The organism is Akkermansiaceae bacterium (assembly GCA_017798145.1).
Taxonomy (GTDB): domain Bacteria; phylum Verrucomicrobiota; class Verrucomicrobiia; order Verrucomicrobiales; family Akkermansiaceae; genus Luteolibacter.
The window spans coordinates 95,285-108,773 of the sequence record CP059069.1 but is presented as its reverse complement, the minus strand read 5'-3'; the positions used below and the strand labels follow the sequence as shown (position 1 = coordinate 108,773).

The 13,489-nt window shown below is 59.6% G+C and carries 13 protein-coding genes; 9 read left to right on the top strand and 4 right to left on the bottom strand.

Annotated features, from left to right (window positions below; all coding sequences use genetic code 11):
• Window positions 1-110: 110 nt before the first annotated feature.
• The 3 genes from HZ994_00510 to HZ994_00500 all read left to right on the top strand — a co-directional run bounded on the left by HZ994_00510 (window position 111) and on the right by HZ994_00500 (window position 4,218).
• Window positions 111-905 (top strand): ParA family protein, encoded by a 795-nt coding sequence (locus HZ994_00510; protein QTN30867.1) that lies wholly within the window; start codon window positions 111-113, stop codon window positions 903-905.
• 276 nt (window positions 906-1,181) lie between these two features.
• Window positions 1,182-2,189 carry a DNRLRE domain-containing protein gene (locus HZ994_00505; protein ID QTN30866.1) on the top strand — a complete coding sequence of 336 codons (1,008 nt, stop codon included), beginning with the start codon at window positions 1,182-1,184 and terminating at the stop codon, window positions 2,187-2,189.
• A gap of 289 nt (window positions 2,190-2,478) precedes the next feature.
• Complete coding sequence (locus HZ994_00500; GenBank protein QTN30865.1) at window positions 2,479-4,218, top strand: FAD-dependent oxidoreductase; 1,740 nt, start codon at window positions 2,479-2,481, stop codon at window positions 4,216-4,218.
• A 265-nt stretch (window positions 4,219-4,483) separates the two neighbouring features.
• Here the strand turns inward: HZ994_00500 and HZ994_00495 are convergent, their stop codons facing one another.
• Entirely contained in the window at window positions 4,484-5,050 is a 567-nt protein-coding gene (locus HZ994_00495; GenBank protein QTN30864.1) for a transposase, read from the bottom strand.
• A gap of 341 nt (window positions 5,051-5,391) precedes the next feature.
• Here HZ994_00495 and HZ994_00490 point away from each other — a divergent pair, with 341 nt between their 5' ends.
• The 4 genes from HZ994_00490 to HZ994_00475 all read left to right on the top strand — a co-directional run bounded on the left by HZ994_00490 (window position 5,392) and on the right by HZ994_00475 (window position 9,639).
• Window positions 5,392-7,161: a Na/Pi cotransporter family protein gene (locus HZ994_00490; protein QTN34284.1), complete on the top strand. Its 1,770-nt coding sequence runs from the start codon at window positions 5,392-5,394 to the stop codon at window positions 7,159-7,161.
• A complete protein-coding gene (locus HZ994_00485) occupies window positions 7,158-7,436 on the top strand; it encodes a hypothetical protein (protein QTN30863.1) in 279 nt (92 codons plus the stop codon). The genes HZ994_00490 and HZ994_00485 overlap by 4 nt, the downstream gene beginning before the upstream one ends.
• Window positions 7,437-7,506: 70 nt before the next feature.
• Window positions 7,507-8,403, top strand: a complete 897-nt coding sequence (ppk2, locus tag HZ994_00480) for a polyphosphate kinase 2 (protein ID QTN30862.1) — start codon at window positions 7,507-7,509, stop codon at window positions 8,401-8,403.
• Between the two features lie 330 nt (window positions 8,404-8,733).
• Window positions 8,734-9,639: a hypothetical protein gene (locus tag HZ994_00475; protein ID QTN30861.1), complete on the top strand. Its 906-nt coding sequence runs from the start codon at window positions 8,734-8,736 to the stop codon at window positions 9,637-9,639.
• On the opposite strand, the gene HZ994_00470 is transcribed toward HZ994_00475, so the two are convergent.
• A complete protein-coding gene (locus HZ994_00470) occupies window positions 9,596-10,315 on the bottom strand; it encodes a hypothetical protein (GenBank protein QTN30860.1) in 720 nt (239 codons plus the stop codon). The two genes, HZ994_00475 and HZ994_00470, sit on opposite strands and share 44 nt — an antisense overlap.
• 201 nt (window positions 10,316-10,516) lie before the next feature.
• Window positions 10,517-11,521 carry a transposase gene (locus tag HZ994_00465; GenBank protein QTN30859.1) on the bottom strand — a complete coding sequence of 335 codons (1,005 nt, stop codon included), beginning with the start codon at window positions 11,519-11,521 and terminating at the stop codon, window positions 10,517-10,519.
• 171 nt (window positions 11,522-11,692) lie between these two features.
• Between HZ994_00465 and HZ994_00460 the strand changes: the two genes are divergently transcribed.
• Both HZ994_00460 and HZ994_00455 read left to right on the top strand, forming a co-directional pair.
• A complete protein-coding gene (locus tag HZ994_00460) occupies window positions 11,693-11,932 on the top strand; it encodes a M28 family peptidase (GenBank protein ID QTN30858.1) in 240 nt (79 codons plus the stop codon).
• Between the two features lie 106 nt (window positions 11,933-12,038).
• Window positions 12,039-12,827 carry a hypothetical protein gene (locus HZ994_00455; protein ID QTN30857.1) on the top strand — a complete coding sequence of 263 codons (789 nt, stop codon included), beginning with the start codon at window positions 12,039-12,041 and terminating at the stop codon, window positions 12,825-12,827.
• Window positions 12,828-12,951: 124 nt separating this feature from the next.
• Here the strand turns inward: HZ994_00455 and HZ994_00450 are convergent, their stop codons facing one another.
• Window positions 12,952-13,389 carry an NUDIX domain-containing protein gene (locus HZ994_00450; protein ID QTN34283.1) on the bottom strand — a complete coding sequence of 146 codons (438 nt, stop codon included), beginning with the start codon at window positions 13,387-13,389 and terminating at the stop codon, window positions 12,952-12,954.
• Window positions 13,390-13,489: the final 100 nt, after the last annotated feature.

Sequence of the window (13,489 nt, the reverse complement as noted above, 5' to 3'; positions counted from 1 at the left end):
CCCCGAACCAGGCAGCGGGCCGCTTCCAGACCCGGCAAAGGGGGTGCAAGGGGGGGGGCCATGAAGTTTTGCGTTCCAAAAAAATATTTCCCGGCCATTCTTTGCTCCCCGTGAAAGTCATCGCCGTCGCAAACCAGAAGGGAGGGGTTGGAAAAACCACCACCGCCATGAATCTCTCGCACGGACTGGCCCTGCGCGGGCAGAGGGTGCTGCTGATGGATCTCGACTCCCAGGCGAACTGCACCTCCGGCCTGGGCATCGAGGCCGCCCCCATGTCGTCGATCTACCCTGTGCTGTTAGGCGAAAAGGACATCCGCGAGCAGTTCGTCACCGGCGGACGCGAGAACCTGACTTTCGTCCCCTCCGAAATGGATCTCGCCGGCATCGAGATCGAGCTTGCGCGCTCCGACGACCACCTCACCCGTCTGCGCGGCATCCTGCAGGGGCTGAAGCCGAACGACCTTTTCGAATACTGCATCCTAGACACACCGCCCTCGCTCGGCGTGCTGATGACCGCCGCCCTCGCCGCCGCCGATGAGATCCTCATCCCGCTGCAATGCGAGTGGTTCGGCCTTGAGGGCTTGGCGAAAATCGTCGGCGTGCTTGATGAGATCCGCGGTTCCGGGGCGAATCCCGACCTCGTTCTCGAAGGCATCGTGATGACGATGTACGACGGCCGCACCCTGCTTTCCCGGCAGGTCGTCGAGGAGGTCTCGAACTATTTTCCCGAGGAAATCTATCAGAACGTCATCCCGCGCACGATCCGCATCGGCGAGGCCCCCTCACACGGGAAAACCATTTTCGAGCACGACCCCACCGGTCTCGGCGCAGATGCCTACGGAAAACTCGCCGACGAGTTCCTCGTCCGCCACGCAAGGGTCGGCCCGCTGCTTGCGGCGAAGTGAAAATCCCGTTTTTCGCTGGGAATTTGCTTTTGGGGTGAAGGCCTTTGAAAGAGCCGTTGACCGAACCGGAGGGGGAAAAAGGGGGTTGGAAGAAGATCCCGCGCGTGGTTCGTGTAGAGCGGGCCTCGTCACCCCGGAATGATATGCAATGCTGAGTTTCCGGCGGTTTCTGCGGAGCTTCTGCACTGTTGCCACCCTATATTGTGACACATGGGGAAGTCCCATGGGGAATCAAGCAATTCGCTTCCTTTCCAACTCCACAGCAACCACGAAAATATGAAAACCCATCCATTCCCATCATCCCGCCTGCTTCCCACCGCAGGACTCCTCTCCATTCTCGCCCTTTCCCCGCAGCTTGGGAATGCGGCGACGGATATCCCCACAACACCGACAGGCGATGGGCTTTATCACAACGAACTTGGGACCGCCTACGACTTCTTCGACAGCACATCCGCTTCGATCGGTGTGTCCTACTATTTCGCGGGGACGAGTGATACGGTGAATCAGAACACCGGCTACCTTCAGTTCGCGCTCGGGAGCCTGCCGAGTGGGGTCGAATACGAATCGATCACTTTGAACCTTCACATAACGAACAACTATTATCATGACGACAGCACATCGGCCGGCTACGTCAGGCATCGGACGAACTCAAGCACCGCCAACGGCCTCGCTTCGCAGAGACTGGAAGGGGATGTCCAGGTTGCGGAGATCAAGGACGTACCCAACGGCTGGCTGTCGATAGATGTCACCTCCGAGGTCATGAATGACCTGACAGCCGGATATTCCCATGCGGCATTCAGCCTCAATTACAATACCGCAGGATACTTCAGGAATTCCGGCTTCACGATCACCTCTGCGGATGCCGGCAGCAATGCACCCTACCTGAGGTTCACTCCTGCAACGGGACCGACTCCCGAGGTCGCCTTGGAAAATTACCTTGTCGCGGCCGACGTCCCCTCCGATCAGCGCGGGGCGTTTGACGATCCCGACAAGGACGGGGTGGTGAATCTCCTGGAATTCGCCCTCGGACTCCCGCCAATGGCACACAGCACCCTTCCCGTTGCCGCAAATCAGAGCGGAGTCCTCAGCCTTACCTACACCCGCGCGCAGCAGGCATATGTGAACTATTCGGTGAAAGCCTCCTCCGACCTTGGCACAGGCGATCCATGGACGGAAAGCGGGGTCAGCCAGGGGACACCGGATGAAGCCGGGGTGACCACGGCAAGCATCCCCGTTTCGGAATCACCCCGCTTCCTGCGCATCGAAGCCAGCCTGATTCCCTGAAAATCCCGGCCCACGCAATCCGCCCCCAACCGTAAGCCGCACCTCGCACGGGCTCCAAAACAGCATGATCATCCCACCGCTTTTGGGGTCTGCTTTTGAGGTCAGATGACCCCAAACAGACGCCCTCGCTGGAAAGCCCATCTGGATCCACAAGTTCAACCAGCGCATCGAGGAATCCACCCTCTGCATCTACCGCGACAAGGTCTTCGTCCTCGCCGGGGATGGTTACGTCCACGCCATCGAATGAAGTCCCTTCCCATCGGGACTCAAAACACTACGATCCACCGACATGAAGATCCCCCGCCCTGCCCGAAACCTTACGAGCGCTCTCAATGAACGGGCGTCCTCCGCCGCAAGATGCATCGGTCTGCCGCTCTTGCTGGGCGGGCTTTCCCATGCCGAAATCATTCCCCAACCACAGCTTGCCGCCACCAGTCCCGATGAACCATCGGCTTACGATCTGGTCGTTTACGGCGACTCGTCCGGCGCGGTCACCGCCGCCATCTCGGCCAAGCGACAAGGGCGCTCGGTCATACTCGTGAATCCCACAGGCTTTCCCGGTGGAATGAGTTCGAGCGGCCTCGGCGCAACCGACTTCCTCGGGCACCGCAACACGTTCGGCGGCATCGCTTCGGAGTTCTATGACAACATTGCAACAGCCTACGGGGCCGAGCACATACGCAGCTTCGAGCCGCACGTGGGCAAGCAGGTCTTCGAGAAGATGATCGCCGATTCCGGCGTTACGGTCGTTTACAACGAGCTGCTCGACCGCACGCCGGGCAAGGGCGTGAAGATGAGCGGAAACCGGATCGATTCCATCACCACGCTCAGCGGGAAAACGTATCGCGGCAAGATGTTCATCGATGCGACGTATGTGGGCGACCTGATGGCGGCGGCGGGGATCACCTACACCGTGGGCCGCGAACCGGAGAGCCAATACGGTGAAGACATGGCGGGAGTCCGGCGCGGCGACACCAAGCCGCGCCTTCACTACACGCAGCGCGACAAGGATCATTTCGTCAAGGACGTGGATCCCCACATCAAGCCCGGCGACAGTGGCAGCGGCCTATTGCCGCACGTTTTCAAAATCGACGGTCTGGCCAACGGGCAGGGCGACAAGAAGATCCAAGCTTACAATTATCGCGTCTGCCTCACGAGCGACCCGAAGCTGCGCATTCCGATCAAAAAGCCCGAGGGCTATCGGGAGATGGATCACGAATTGCTGCTGCGGAACTTCGAAGCGGGCGATGAACGGATGCCGGCGCTCATTGAGCCGCTCGCGGGCGGGCGGCAAAAGGTGGACTGGAACAACATGCACGCCGTCGGATCGGATCTACCCGGCGCAAACTGGGATTACCCCGAAGCCAGCTACGAACGCCGCCAAGAGATCGAAAAGGAGCACGAAACCTACATCCGCGGGTTCCTGTGGACGATGGCGAACAACCCGCGCGTGCCCGAGGCCATCCGCAAGAGGACGGCGGCTTACGGTTTGAGCAAAGACGAATTCACCGACAACCGAGGCTGGCCGTGGATGATCTACATCCGCGAGGCGAGACGCATGGTCAGCGACTACGTGATGACGCAGCACGATTGCATGGGCCAGAAGACCGCGCCCGACCCGGTGGCGCTCGGTTCCTTCGGGATGGACTCGCACTGCGTCCAGCATTTCGTCACCGACAAGGGAACGGTGCAGAATGAGGGCGTCATCTGGCGGGTGCCGCCCGAACCGTATGGAATCTCCTATCGCTCCATCATCCCACGCAAAGGCGAGTGCGAAAACCTGTTCGCGCCGATCTGCCTCGGCGCCTCGCACGTCGCGCACGGTTCGATACGTATGGAGCCAGTGTTCATGGCGCTGTCGGAAAGCGCGGCGGTGGCGGCGGGTCTTGCGATCGATCAGGGCGTCGCCACCCATGACGTTCCCTATCCTGCTCTGCGTGAGAGGCTGCTGGGCGCGAAACAGATCCTGACCGCATCACAAATCCGTGTGAAAAAGCCCAAGGCGAAGATCAAGGAAGCGGATCGATGAGCGTATGTGGCACCTAAAACCGGCCTAACACTAGGCGCAGTCGGCCATTCCCATGCGATCCTAGACCATTTCTCAGAAGTTCGATTTTGGGGTCAGGTGGAATGGCACGGGATTAAGCAGTTTTCCGAAAGTACCGTGAGCGGTGGAACACCTCGACGTATTCGTGGCGCGGTGCGTTGAGAAGCGGGTGGTTCTTCGGTCGTCGTTTCACCGCCCTTGGCTCGCTTCGGAAGGGGCGGATCTCGATCAGCTTGGTGGCGCAGCTTCAGCTCGATGTCCCAGCGGCGGGCGTAGAGGTCTGCCAGCTCGATGCCGTCGTGTTTCCGGTGGCCGGTGAGTGTCGTGACGAGAACCAGCCGCCCTTCTCCTTGGCGCGGTTCCCGTAGGAGACCTTGATGAGGCGGACTTCGATCTTTTCCGGCAGCGCTTCCCACTCCCCGCGGGACATGGAGGTTCCGGCCGGTTGTTGCGGGCGCTTCCAGGTCACGAGCCTTTCATGTGGCGAGATCCTTTCCCCCTTCCTCCAGTCCAGGGCGCGGTCGCGCGCCTGGTGCAGGCGCATGAGCACGTGGGCTTTTTGGGCGCGGCAGCGGCAGATGAGTTCGTAGGAGCCGAAAGCGCGGTCTCCGAGAAGCAGGTCGCCTTCCGCAAGGTGCCTTGTGAGCGCCGCCGCGGCAATGGACTCAGGGCGCGATTGCGGGCAGGTCTCGACATGCTCCCAGCCGCCGTGGCCGGGGTTGACCGGCCCGACGATGCCCATGTGGGGGAAGCCGCATCCCTCCTTCTGGCTCGTCGGCTGGGGATAGGCCGCCTGGTTTTCATCCGTGTCCATGAGCTGGACGGAGCTGCCGTCGACGGCCTTGAGGTTGGGTCCGTTCCACCTGTCCCATGGTCATCGCCATTCACTCCCGGCTCAGATGATAGGATTCGCGTAGCATTTACCAGATGACGGGGAGCTGTACGGTTGTTTCCCGGTCACAATGCATGCATGGTCAGTTGTGGCGCGGAGGGGCATCGCGCCCGCATGATCTAACCCTGCTCCTCTCCCTCGAGTCGGATTCGACCCTTTCGCCTCGATAAAGCCCCGTTGCCGCCCGCCCACACCCAGATCAATCCGTGATTAAGAAAATCATCCTGCCGACGATATTTCTCATCCTGACCTACGGGTTTTGGATGAGTCCGGATTTCAAGGAAATCGCGGCTGGGGTGGCGATCTTCCTGTTCGGCATGCTTTCCCTTGAGGAGGGATTCAAGGCGTTCACCGGCGGGGTGCTGGAGCGCATTCTGCGCAGGACGACTGACAAGCTCTGGAAAAGCCTCAGCTTCGGGGTGATTTCGACGACCCTGATGCAGTCCAGCTCGCTGGTGTCGGTGATCGCGATTTCCTTCATCTCCGCAGACCTCATTTCCCTCGTTGCCGGGGTGGGAATCGTCTTCGGTGCGAATCTGGGGACAACGACCGGGGCATGGCTGGTTGCCGGCTTCGGGCTCAAGGTCAATATCGCCGCCTATGCCATGCCGATGCTTGTCTTCGGCATCATCCTGGTTTTCCAGAAAGGCAAGGGACTGAAGGGGTGCGGCTACATCCTTTCGGGGCTCGGGTTCCTGTTCCTTGGGATCCATCACATGAAAGAGGGTTTTGAGGCGTTCAAAGAGACCATCGATCTGACGGCCTACGCCGTGGAAGGTTATCCCGGCGTCTTTCTCTTCGCCTTGATCGGGCTCGCGGCGACCGTCGTCATGCAGTCCAGCCACGCCACCCTGGTCCTTACCATCACGGCCCTGGCAGCGCGGCAGATCACCTATGAGAACGCGCTCGCCTTGGCAATCGGAGCCAACATTGGGACAACCATCACCGCCATCATCGGATCGATCGGTTCCAATGTGAATGGACGGCGCCTCGCCGGAGCCCACCTGATCTTCAACCTGGTCACGGCGATCGTCGCGATCGGGATGATCCACCAACTGACGCAACTGGTCGATGTGGTGAGTGCCTGGTGCGGGATCGGAAGCGAGAATTACACCCTGAAACTGGCGGTCTTCCACACCATCTTCAATCTGCTCGGCATCCTCCTGATGCTCCCCTTCATCAAGCTGATGGTCCGATTTTTGCAGCGGATCATCAAACCCCGCACGCGGTCGAAAGCCCAGCCGCGGTATCTCCATGCGGTGTCCATTGAATTGCCGGACACCGCCATCGAAGCCGTCAGGCGGGAGACCTTGCACCTCTTTGACAATGCCTCCGAGATCATCGCAGCCGGACTCAGCCTGAATCTGGCGGAGATCCTCTCGGATCGGCCGATTGACGAGATTGTTGCAAAGGCACGAAGGCCGGTGACATTCGACATCGACGAAAACTACAACGAATGCGTGAAAGGGCTGTATGGGGAAATCGTGCAATTCATCAGCCGCGCACAGGGGGCAATGACACCCGCGCAATCCGAGGAACTCTTCGTGCTGCGGGCCGCAGGCCGGGACATCGTGGAGGCGATCAAGGACACCAAGCACCTGCAGAAGAACCTTTCCCACTACATGGTGAGCGAGAACAGGGAGATCCGGAAGGAATACGACCGGATCCGGTCAAGCCTGGCCACGGTTCTGCGGAAGCTCGATGCCGTGCGGCAACAAGGGGGTGATTCGGCCGCCGTTCTCTCCCTCGATTCGCTGAAAATTGCCATGAAGGAGTATGACCGTGACCTGGACTTCCGATTGAACACCTTGATCCGGGAAGGTCTCATCAGTGCGCCGATGTCCATTTCCTTGATGAACGACAGCGGATACGCCTACGATGTCACCAAAAACCTCGTCAAGATGGGTGAAGCCTTTTTCTCCACCGGGGAAATGCGCCTCCGTGAAGCGGAGCGCAGCGTCTCGCTGGATAGCGGCGAGATCGACGAGATCGTTGAGAATTCCGACAACCCGCAACCCGATACACCGCAATGAATATCCAAAAACTGTTAGAGAAAGCCGGGGCATTCCTCAATGCGGAAGAGCGCAAGCGCAAGGAGAAGCGCAAGCATCTCAAGCATGTGATCAGGAAGCTCAAAAAGCATGAGAAAAAACTGGGTGAGCAGCTCGACGCTGAGGTCGATGAGCAGGCCAAGGATAGCATCGGGAAGGAAATCACACTCGCGCATGCCCACCGTAAGAAGGCTCTCAAGATCCTCAAGGCGTTGAAGAAGGGGAAAAATTCCTTGCCGCCTAGCATTGAGATCTGATTTCCCGGACTCGCAGAGGCAGAGCCATCAGCCGTGAAGAGAATCCACAGCCCATCACTTTCACAAAACCATGAATCAAAAGTCTGATCGTAAATCGGTGAAAATCCCCCGCGATTTCCTCTCTAATCCCCCGGAAGACGCTGAGCGGACTTCCAGGGCCGCCACCCTCCAGGCTCTCCATGAGGCCGGCGCGTACCCGTATGCGGAGCCCATGGGAACCCAGAAATATGAGAAGACGAAGGCGCTCCTCCAGGCGGAGCTCATGAAGGTCCAGAAGTGGGTCCAGGACGATGCCCGGCGTGTGGTGGCCCTTTTCGAAGGCCGGGATGCGGCGGGCAAGGGCGGAACCATCAAGCGCTTCATGGAGCACCTCAATCCGCGGCTTGCCCAGGTCGTGGCCCTTGAGAAGCCGACAAACTACGAACGCGGCCAGTGGTACTTCCAGCGCTACATCGAACACCTTCCGAGCCGTGGCGAGATGGCATTTTTCGACCGCTCCTGGTACAACCGGGCGGGAGTGGAGCGGGTCATGGGTTTCTGTGATAAGGGCGAGTACAAGGAATTCCTGCGGCACGCCCCCTTGATCGAAAAGGTCATCGTCGAAACCGGGATCACCTTTTTCAAATATTGGTTTTCGGTGAGCCGCATGGAGCAAGGCCGGCGGTTCCATGCCCGCGAGAGCAACCCGCTCAAACAATGGAAGCTCAGCCCGGTCGATCGGGCTTCGCTGGACAAATGGGACGAATATACAGCAGCCAAGCAGGCCATGTTCCAGCACACCGATACGCCCTACGCACCTTGGACCGTGATCAAATCGGACGACAAAAAGCGCGCCCGCATCAATTGCCTGCGGCACTTCCTCCACTCCCTCGACTACCCGGGCAAGGACAAGGAAATCGCGCGGAAGCCGGATCCGAAAATCGTTCTTCCGGCCTCGAAATTCTACGAACAGGACTCCTCGCACTGAGGGGTATGGCCGACAGGATGAAAAAGGAATCTGGATTCTAGCTCAACGGCCCCGGCAAGCGCAAGCCAGTCCTTCTCGTGCTCGAAGCTGGAAATGAATTTCGTCCGGGCGACCTCCACCTCGAACAGGCCGCACTGCTAAGAATTTGCTTTCTGCGAGAGGCTCCTGAAAGAGCCATTGGGTCGAACCGGAGGGCGGGGAAAAGGGGGTTGACGAGATCAATGCAACCTGTTTCAACCGCGTCGCCAAGCATCTGCTGACCCTCCTGTTCGGCGGGTTGGTCGCACTCTTCGGCGGACTGCTTTGCTGGAACCTCGGATGGCCGACCCGATGACCGCAGCGATCCCACTGCTTGTCCTAACCGGTGTTTCCGCCGGCCCCTTGTTGGCGAGGCTGGGGTCAGTTGCACTGAGGCGCAGCACCGGCTGGCTTCTGCTGGCGGCGATCATCGTGGCTGCCGATTTTGCCGTCAGGGATGTGGAACCGCTCTGGCGAATGGTTGCGATTTGCTGCGTGCTTCTGGGCGGCATGAAAGGGCTCGTCTATGCGGAGTGGGCGGGTTCTCAACCGCTTCCCCTTCCCCGCTATGGGATCTTCGCGTTCCTCTGGTTCGGCATGGATCCGGGCAGTTTCCGGGTCAGGCGGAATGGGCTGAGCTGGAAGCGGGACACCGCGATCGGCCTGCTCCTGATGCTGATCGGAACACTCGGGGCATGGCTGGTCTGGGCGATGGCTTGGCGGAACATCCTTGTCATGTTTCTCCCGATGAGCCTCGGCTTCCACTTCGGCGCGCTGCGGGTGCTGAAAGGCGGATTGCGGTCCGCGGGATTTCCGGTCAGGACGCTTTTCCCAAACCCTCTCGAAACGCAAGGCACCGGCGACTTCTGGAGCAGGCGCTGGAACACCGGATACTCGCAGATGATGCAGCGCTGCGTCGGGCGTCCATGCGGGGCACTCCTGGGTGAAAACGCCGGGATCATGGCCGTGTTCGTCATTTCCGGCCTGCTGCACGAACTGGCGATCACCCTTCCCGTCCGCTCCGGCTTCGGATTGCCGACACTCTTTTTCACCCTCCACGGATTGCTGGCCGTCGTGGAAAGGAAACGGGGGCGGCCGCTGGGGAAAATCCCGGCATTCCTTGCCGTTGCGCTGCCTTTGGGCTGGCTGTTCCCTCCCGACTTTCAGACCGAAGTCATCGCCAAGTGCCTTGGGATCTTCGAGCTGTCGGGCGGTTAGGGCGGTGGAAAATTGCTATCATTCCGAGCATCAGCCCGGCTAGGCACGCAGCTGAAGGTTCCGGGATCGGGGTGTAGGCGAGGGCGATGCTTCCCTGCACGATCTGAAACGTGCCGGGCGTGCCGCTGAAGGTTAGGCCGCTGGTATCGATCACGAACTGATCCGGATCGAATGCCCCAACAGCGGCGTCCGAATCAAACAGGGTATAGGTTCCGGCAATCGAGACGTCGAAAACATCTCCTGCCCAACCGGCGAGCCGGATCGTGAACGGGTTGAGCGCGGTGGAGGATATGGACAGCGAATCCGAATAGATCAGCGTGTCGCTCCTTCCGTTTCCAGCGGAAATGATGATTCCCCGGGCTCCCCCCGCTGGAAGCTCACCCGTTCCAGCAATATGGATATTTGCAAAAGGCGCGCCAAAATCGAGGGTCGCCCCCTTCATCACATTGTAGTAATCAAGGGTATTTCCGTCTTCGAGATATACGCCCTCGAAGAAAAGCCGCTGTTGGTCTTGGGGGATCAACTCCCCATCAAAAATCTTGGCTTTGACGTTCTCGATCGCCTCGTTTGCCTCGACCTCGAAGCTCATCGTTTCGCCGGTTTTGGTTGTTAGGAAAAGCTGGAAGGCATCGGCTTGGATTGCGGAGGCCGTAAGAATAACAGCAATGAATCTCATCGCCGCAAATCACGGTCGTTCCGGGAAAAGAGTCAAGGGGATTCCGCCGGTGGAATCAGGTGACAACGGCTATTTTGCCTCAATCCCGATCCGCAACAAAAAGGGTATGCGTGAAGCGTTTCGCCTTCGGGTAGGCCTTCGCCGCGATACATTCCACGTTCTTGAAAATATTGCCGTCATTTGGGGTCACGTCATTTGGGGTCAGGTGTCGCATTTCAACATTTTCTCCAGTTCGCTCAGTTTCGCGAGGTTCGCCTTGCCCTTGCCGAAAGCCCCTACCAGCCGGCTCACGCTTCCCGTGTGCCCCATCGCGAGGCGGCGTGCAAGCCAGCGGTTGCCAGCCGATGTGTGTTTCCGGAGGAGAGCCGCCACAAGGATCTTGCCTCCATCCCCCTTTCGCAGTTCCGAAAGCGATCCGGTGTCCGCCGGAAGCCCCACTGCGGCCAACGCCCGCACGGCAAGATCCTCCGCCCCTTCCTCATCGTGCGAACGAGCCACGGGATCGGCCCCGGTCACCCGGCTGCGCTTGCCCTCCACCAGCGAGCGCAATTTGTCGGCGAAGGACGGGTCACCCAGATACCAGCCCCGCTTCAGCGCCGCCATCGCCTCAGCGCCGATCCCATCCCCGCCGTCAGCCGCCCGCTCCTCAAGCCAAGCGACGTATGCCCGCCTCCCACGCCCGTCCTTGGCGAGTTCGAACGCCGCGAGCAACCTGTCGAAGACCAGCCAGCCCGGCCCCTTGCCCCGCGCGTAATCGCCCAGGCTGCTCCATTTCCACGAAACGAGCTTGCCCCGTTGCCCGCCCGCCAGCCCCGCCCGCGCGGGATTGAGGTGGATGTAATCCGCCACGATCCGGAAATAATGCGGACTCCCCGCCGCCGCGCTTACGGGCACCGCCTTGTAGCGTCCCTGGAAAACATGGCCGCGCCGCGAGCGCCGGGCGTTCCATCCCTGGCTGAAGGTGCCGAGCAGCCATTTCATCCCCGTGACGAGGTTGGGTTCCGGGGTTTCGAGGAGGAGGTGGAAATGGTTCCCCATCAGCACCCACGCGTGGACGCGCCAGCCGTGGCTCCCGCAAACCTGCCCGAGCCGGAAAAGGAAAGCCTTGCGATCGTCGTCGCCCTCGAAGATCGCCTTCCCGCCGTCGCCGCGTGCCATCACATGATAGACCGCGCCCGGATACTCGTGTCGCAACGCCCTCGGCATGCCGCGAGCATCCGCAGCTTCTACCAGTAATCAAGGAAAATGTTGAAATGCGACACCTGACCCCAAATACACGCAGCTTCTACCAGTAATCAAGGAAAATGTTGAAATGCGACACCTGACCCCAAATACAAATACATCCCCTCCGACTCGCCGAAGAAGCTCGCCGAACTGATGTTTTCCGAGGCCAAGAAACAGGGGGTCGCCGGCCACTTCGGAACGGCTCCCGGTGAAATCCTCGATGATCACGTGCCGCTCAACCTCGTCGGCATCCCCACCATCGACATCATAGGCGATTTCCCGCGGAAAGCATGGTGGCACAACACCGGCGACAACGCCGCGATCATATCCGCAGAATCGCTGGGCATCTCCATCGGCGTGGTGCTCGGGATGCTGGATGAACTGTTGGACTAGAAAGCGCGAAAGGTCGTTTTGACAAACTGATCCCGCTTACGGCGGGACTTTTGGGCTGGACGGAGCAACCAACTTCCCGTTAGGATCTCGCCCCCAGATTGATTGCATGACCCCAACCGCCAATCAGCGATCGGCTTGTTGCAATACCGGGGAGGGCGCAAGCAATCGATCAGGCAGAACAGATGGATTACAGATGAATGCATATCACCGTATCGGATTGTGGGCTCTGGCTTTTGGGGTGGCGGCGGGTCCGGCCATTGCTGCCGGCATTTCGGACATTACCTGGACTTCAAACGAGGGGGCCTACATCAACGACACCATTGTCAATGGGAGCACTTCCCCGCTGGCGTTCACGCCAACGGCTGACCTTGCACAACCCTTTTTGAACGAAAGCGACTCAACCATTACGCTCAGCTACGGAAGCTACTACGCGATATCATTCCGCAACTTCGGGGCGCACATCGGGCCGGGATCGATTTCTTTCGTGCTGGATGGCGTAACCTATTCCCAAAATGTCGTGTTCCCGGATCCCACTTCGCCCAGCGGCGTTTTTGCCAGTTTCGCACTGCCGGGGGGCGACTTCGTGACGGTCTCGGCGACGGGGCTCTCGGCGGACCGGATTCGGATCATTGCCGACGGATCCGGATTGGCCGGGGATGGGACGCCGGATGCCTTTTACCAGTTCAACTATTTTGTTATCCCCAAGCTCACGATCCGTTCTTCCGCGCCGGGACAGGTTACAATCTCGTGGGATCCGCCCTCTCCGGGCTTTGTATTGCAGGAGAGCTTGATTTTGTCTCCAGTCTCGTGGGAGAATTCTCCCAGTGGGGCGACGAATCCCGTCGTCTTGCCTGCCACCTTGCCAAAACAGTTTTACAGGCTCTTCAGGCCGTAGAACCAATCCGAAGGTGCCAAAGCCCAAAGCAGGTTCGGGTGGCAGCGCGGGGCCTATCAGGCGTTGCAACTGGCCGGGACTGGAACTGTGGCTCCAAGCCTGCACAGCCTGCCCCACAGCGGGGTCAAATGGTTGCAGAGCTTGTCTTAACCAGAAATTCCCCGAAAATCAGCCGGAAAGCCGGCGAGAAATCTTCCGGGCTGGCGGCCATCCATGCTTCGATCTCTATGATCGGGAACGGCAGCATGGATTCGATTTCAGAAGCCGGGAAATTCACGGCACCGGAGTGACGTATGAGGAAAAGGTGTATGTGTTCCCAGCCGGTTTGCTCCGATGGCATAAGGTTTGCCACAAGTTCAAGCTCATCCGGATTCGCCCCCGCTATGCCGATTTCCTCACCCACCTCGCGGACGGCGGCGTGGAGATAATCCTCCCCGGCATCGAGATGGCCGGAGACACTTGAGTCCCATACCCCCGGATTCATGTCCTTGAGGCGCGAGCGCTTCTGGAGATAGAGGTCGCCGTTCCTGTTCAGGACGAAGACATGCACGGCGCGGTGGATGAGAAATGCTAGGAATTAATGAATGCTAGGAATTTGCTTTTGGGGTTGAGGCCGTTAAGGGAGTCGGTGGCCAGACCGGAGGCGGGGAAAAGGGGGTTGC

Coding starts and splice junctions, on each gene's coding strand:
- HZ994_00505 (QTN30866.1), top strand. CDS start 1,182: ATGAAAACCCATCCATTCCCATCATCCCGCCTGCTTCCCACCGCAGGA.
- HZ994_00500 (QTN30865.1), top strand. CDS start 2,479: ATGAAGATCCCCCGCCCTGCCCGAAACCTTACGAGCGCTCTCAATGAA.
- HZ994_00495 (QTN30864.1), bottom strand. CDS start 5,050: ATGGACACGGATGAAAACCAGGCGGCCTATCCCCAGCCGACGAGCCAG.
- HZ994_00490 (QTN34284.1), top strand. CDS start 5,392: ATGAGTCCGGATTTCAAGGAAATCGCGGCTGGGGTGGCGATCTTCCTG.
- HZ994_00485 (QTN30863.1), top strand. CDS start 7,158: ATGAATATCCAAAAACTGTTAGAGAAAGCCGGGGCATTCCTCAATGCG.
- ppk2 (QTN30862.1), top strand. CDS start 7,507: ATGAATCAAAAGTCTGATCGTAAATCGGTGAAAATCCCCCGCGATTTC.
- HZ994_00475 (QTN30861.1), top strand. CDS start 8,734: ATGACCGCAGCGATCCCACTGCTTGTCCTAACCGGTGTTTCCGCCGGC.
- HZ994_00470 (QTN30860.1), bottom strand. CDS start 10,315: ATGAGATTCATTGCTGTTATTCTTACGGCCTCCGCAATCCAAGCCGAT.
- HZ994_00465 (QTN30859.1), bottom strand. CDS start 11,521: ATGCCGAGGGCGTTGCGACACGAGTATCCGGGCGCGGTCTATCATGTG.
- HZ994_00460 (QTN30858.1), top strand. CDS start 11,693: ATGTTTTCCGAGGCCAAGAAACAGGGGGTCGCCGGCCACTTCGGAACG.
- HZ994_00455 (QTN30857.1), top strand. CDS start 12,039: ATGACCCCAACCGCCAATCAGCGATCGGCTTGTTGCAATACCGGGGAG.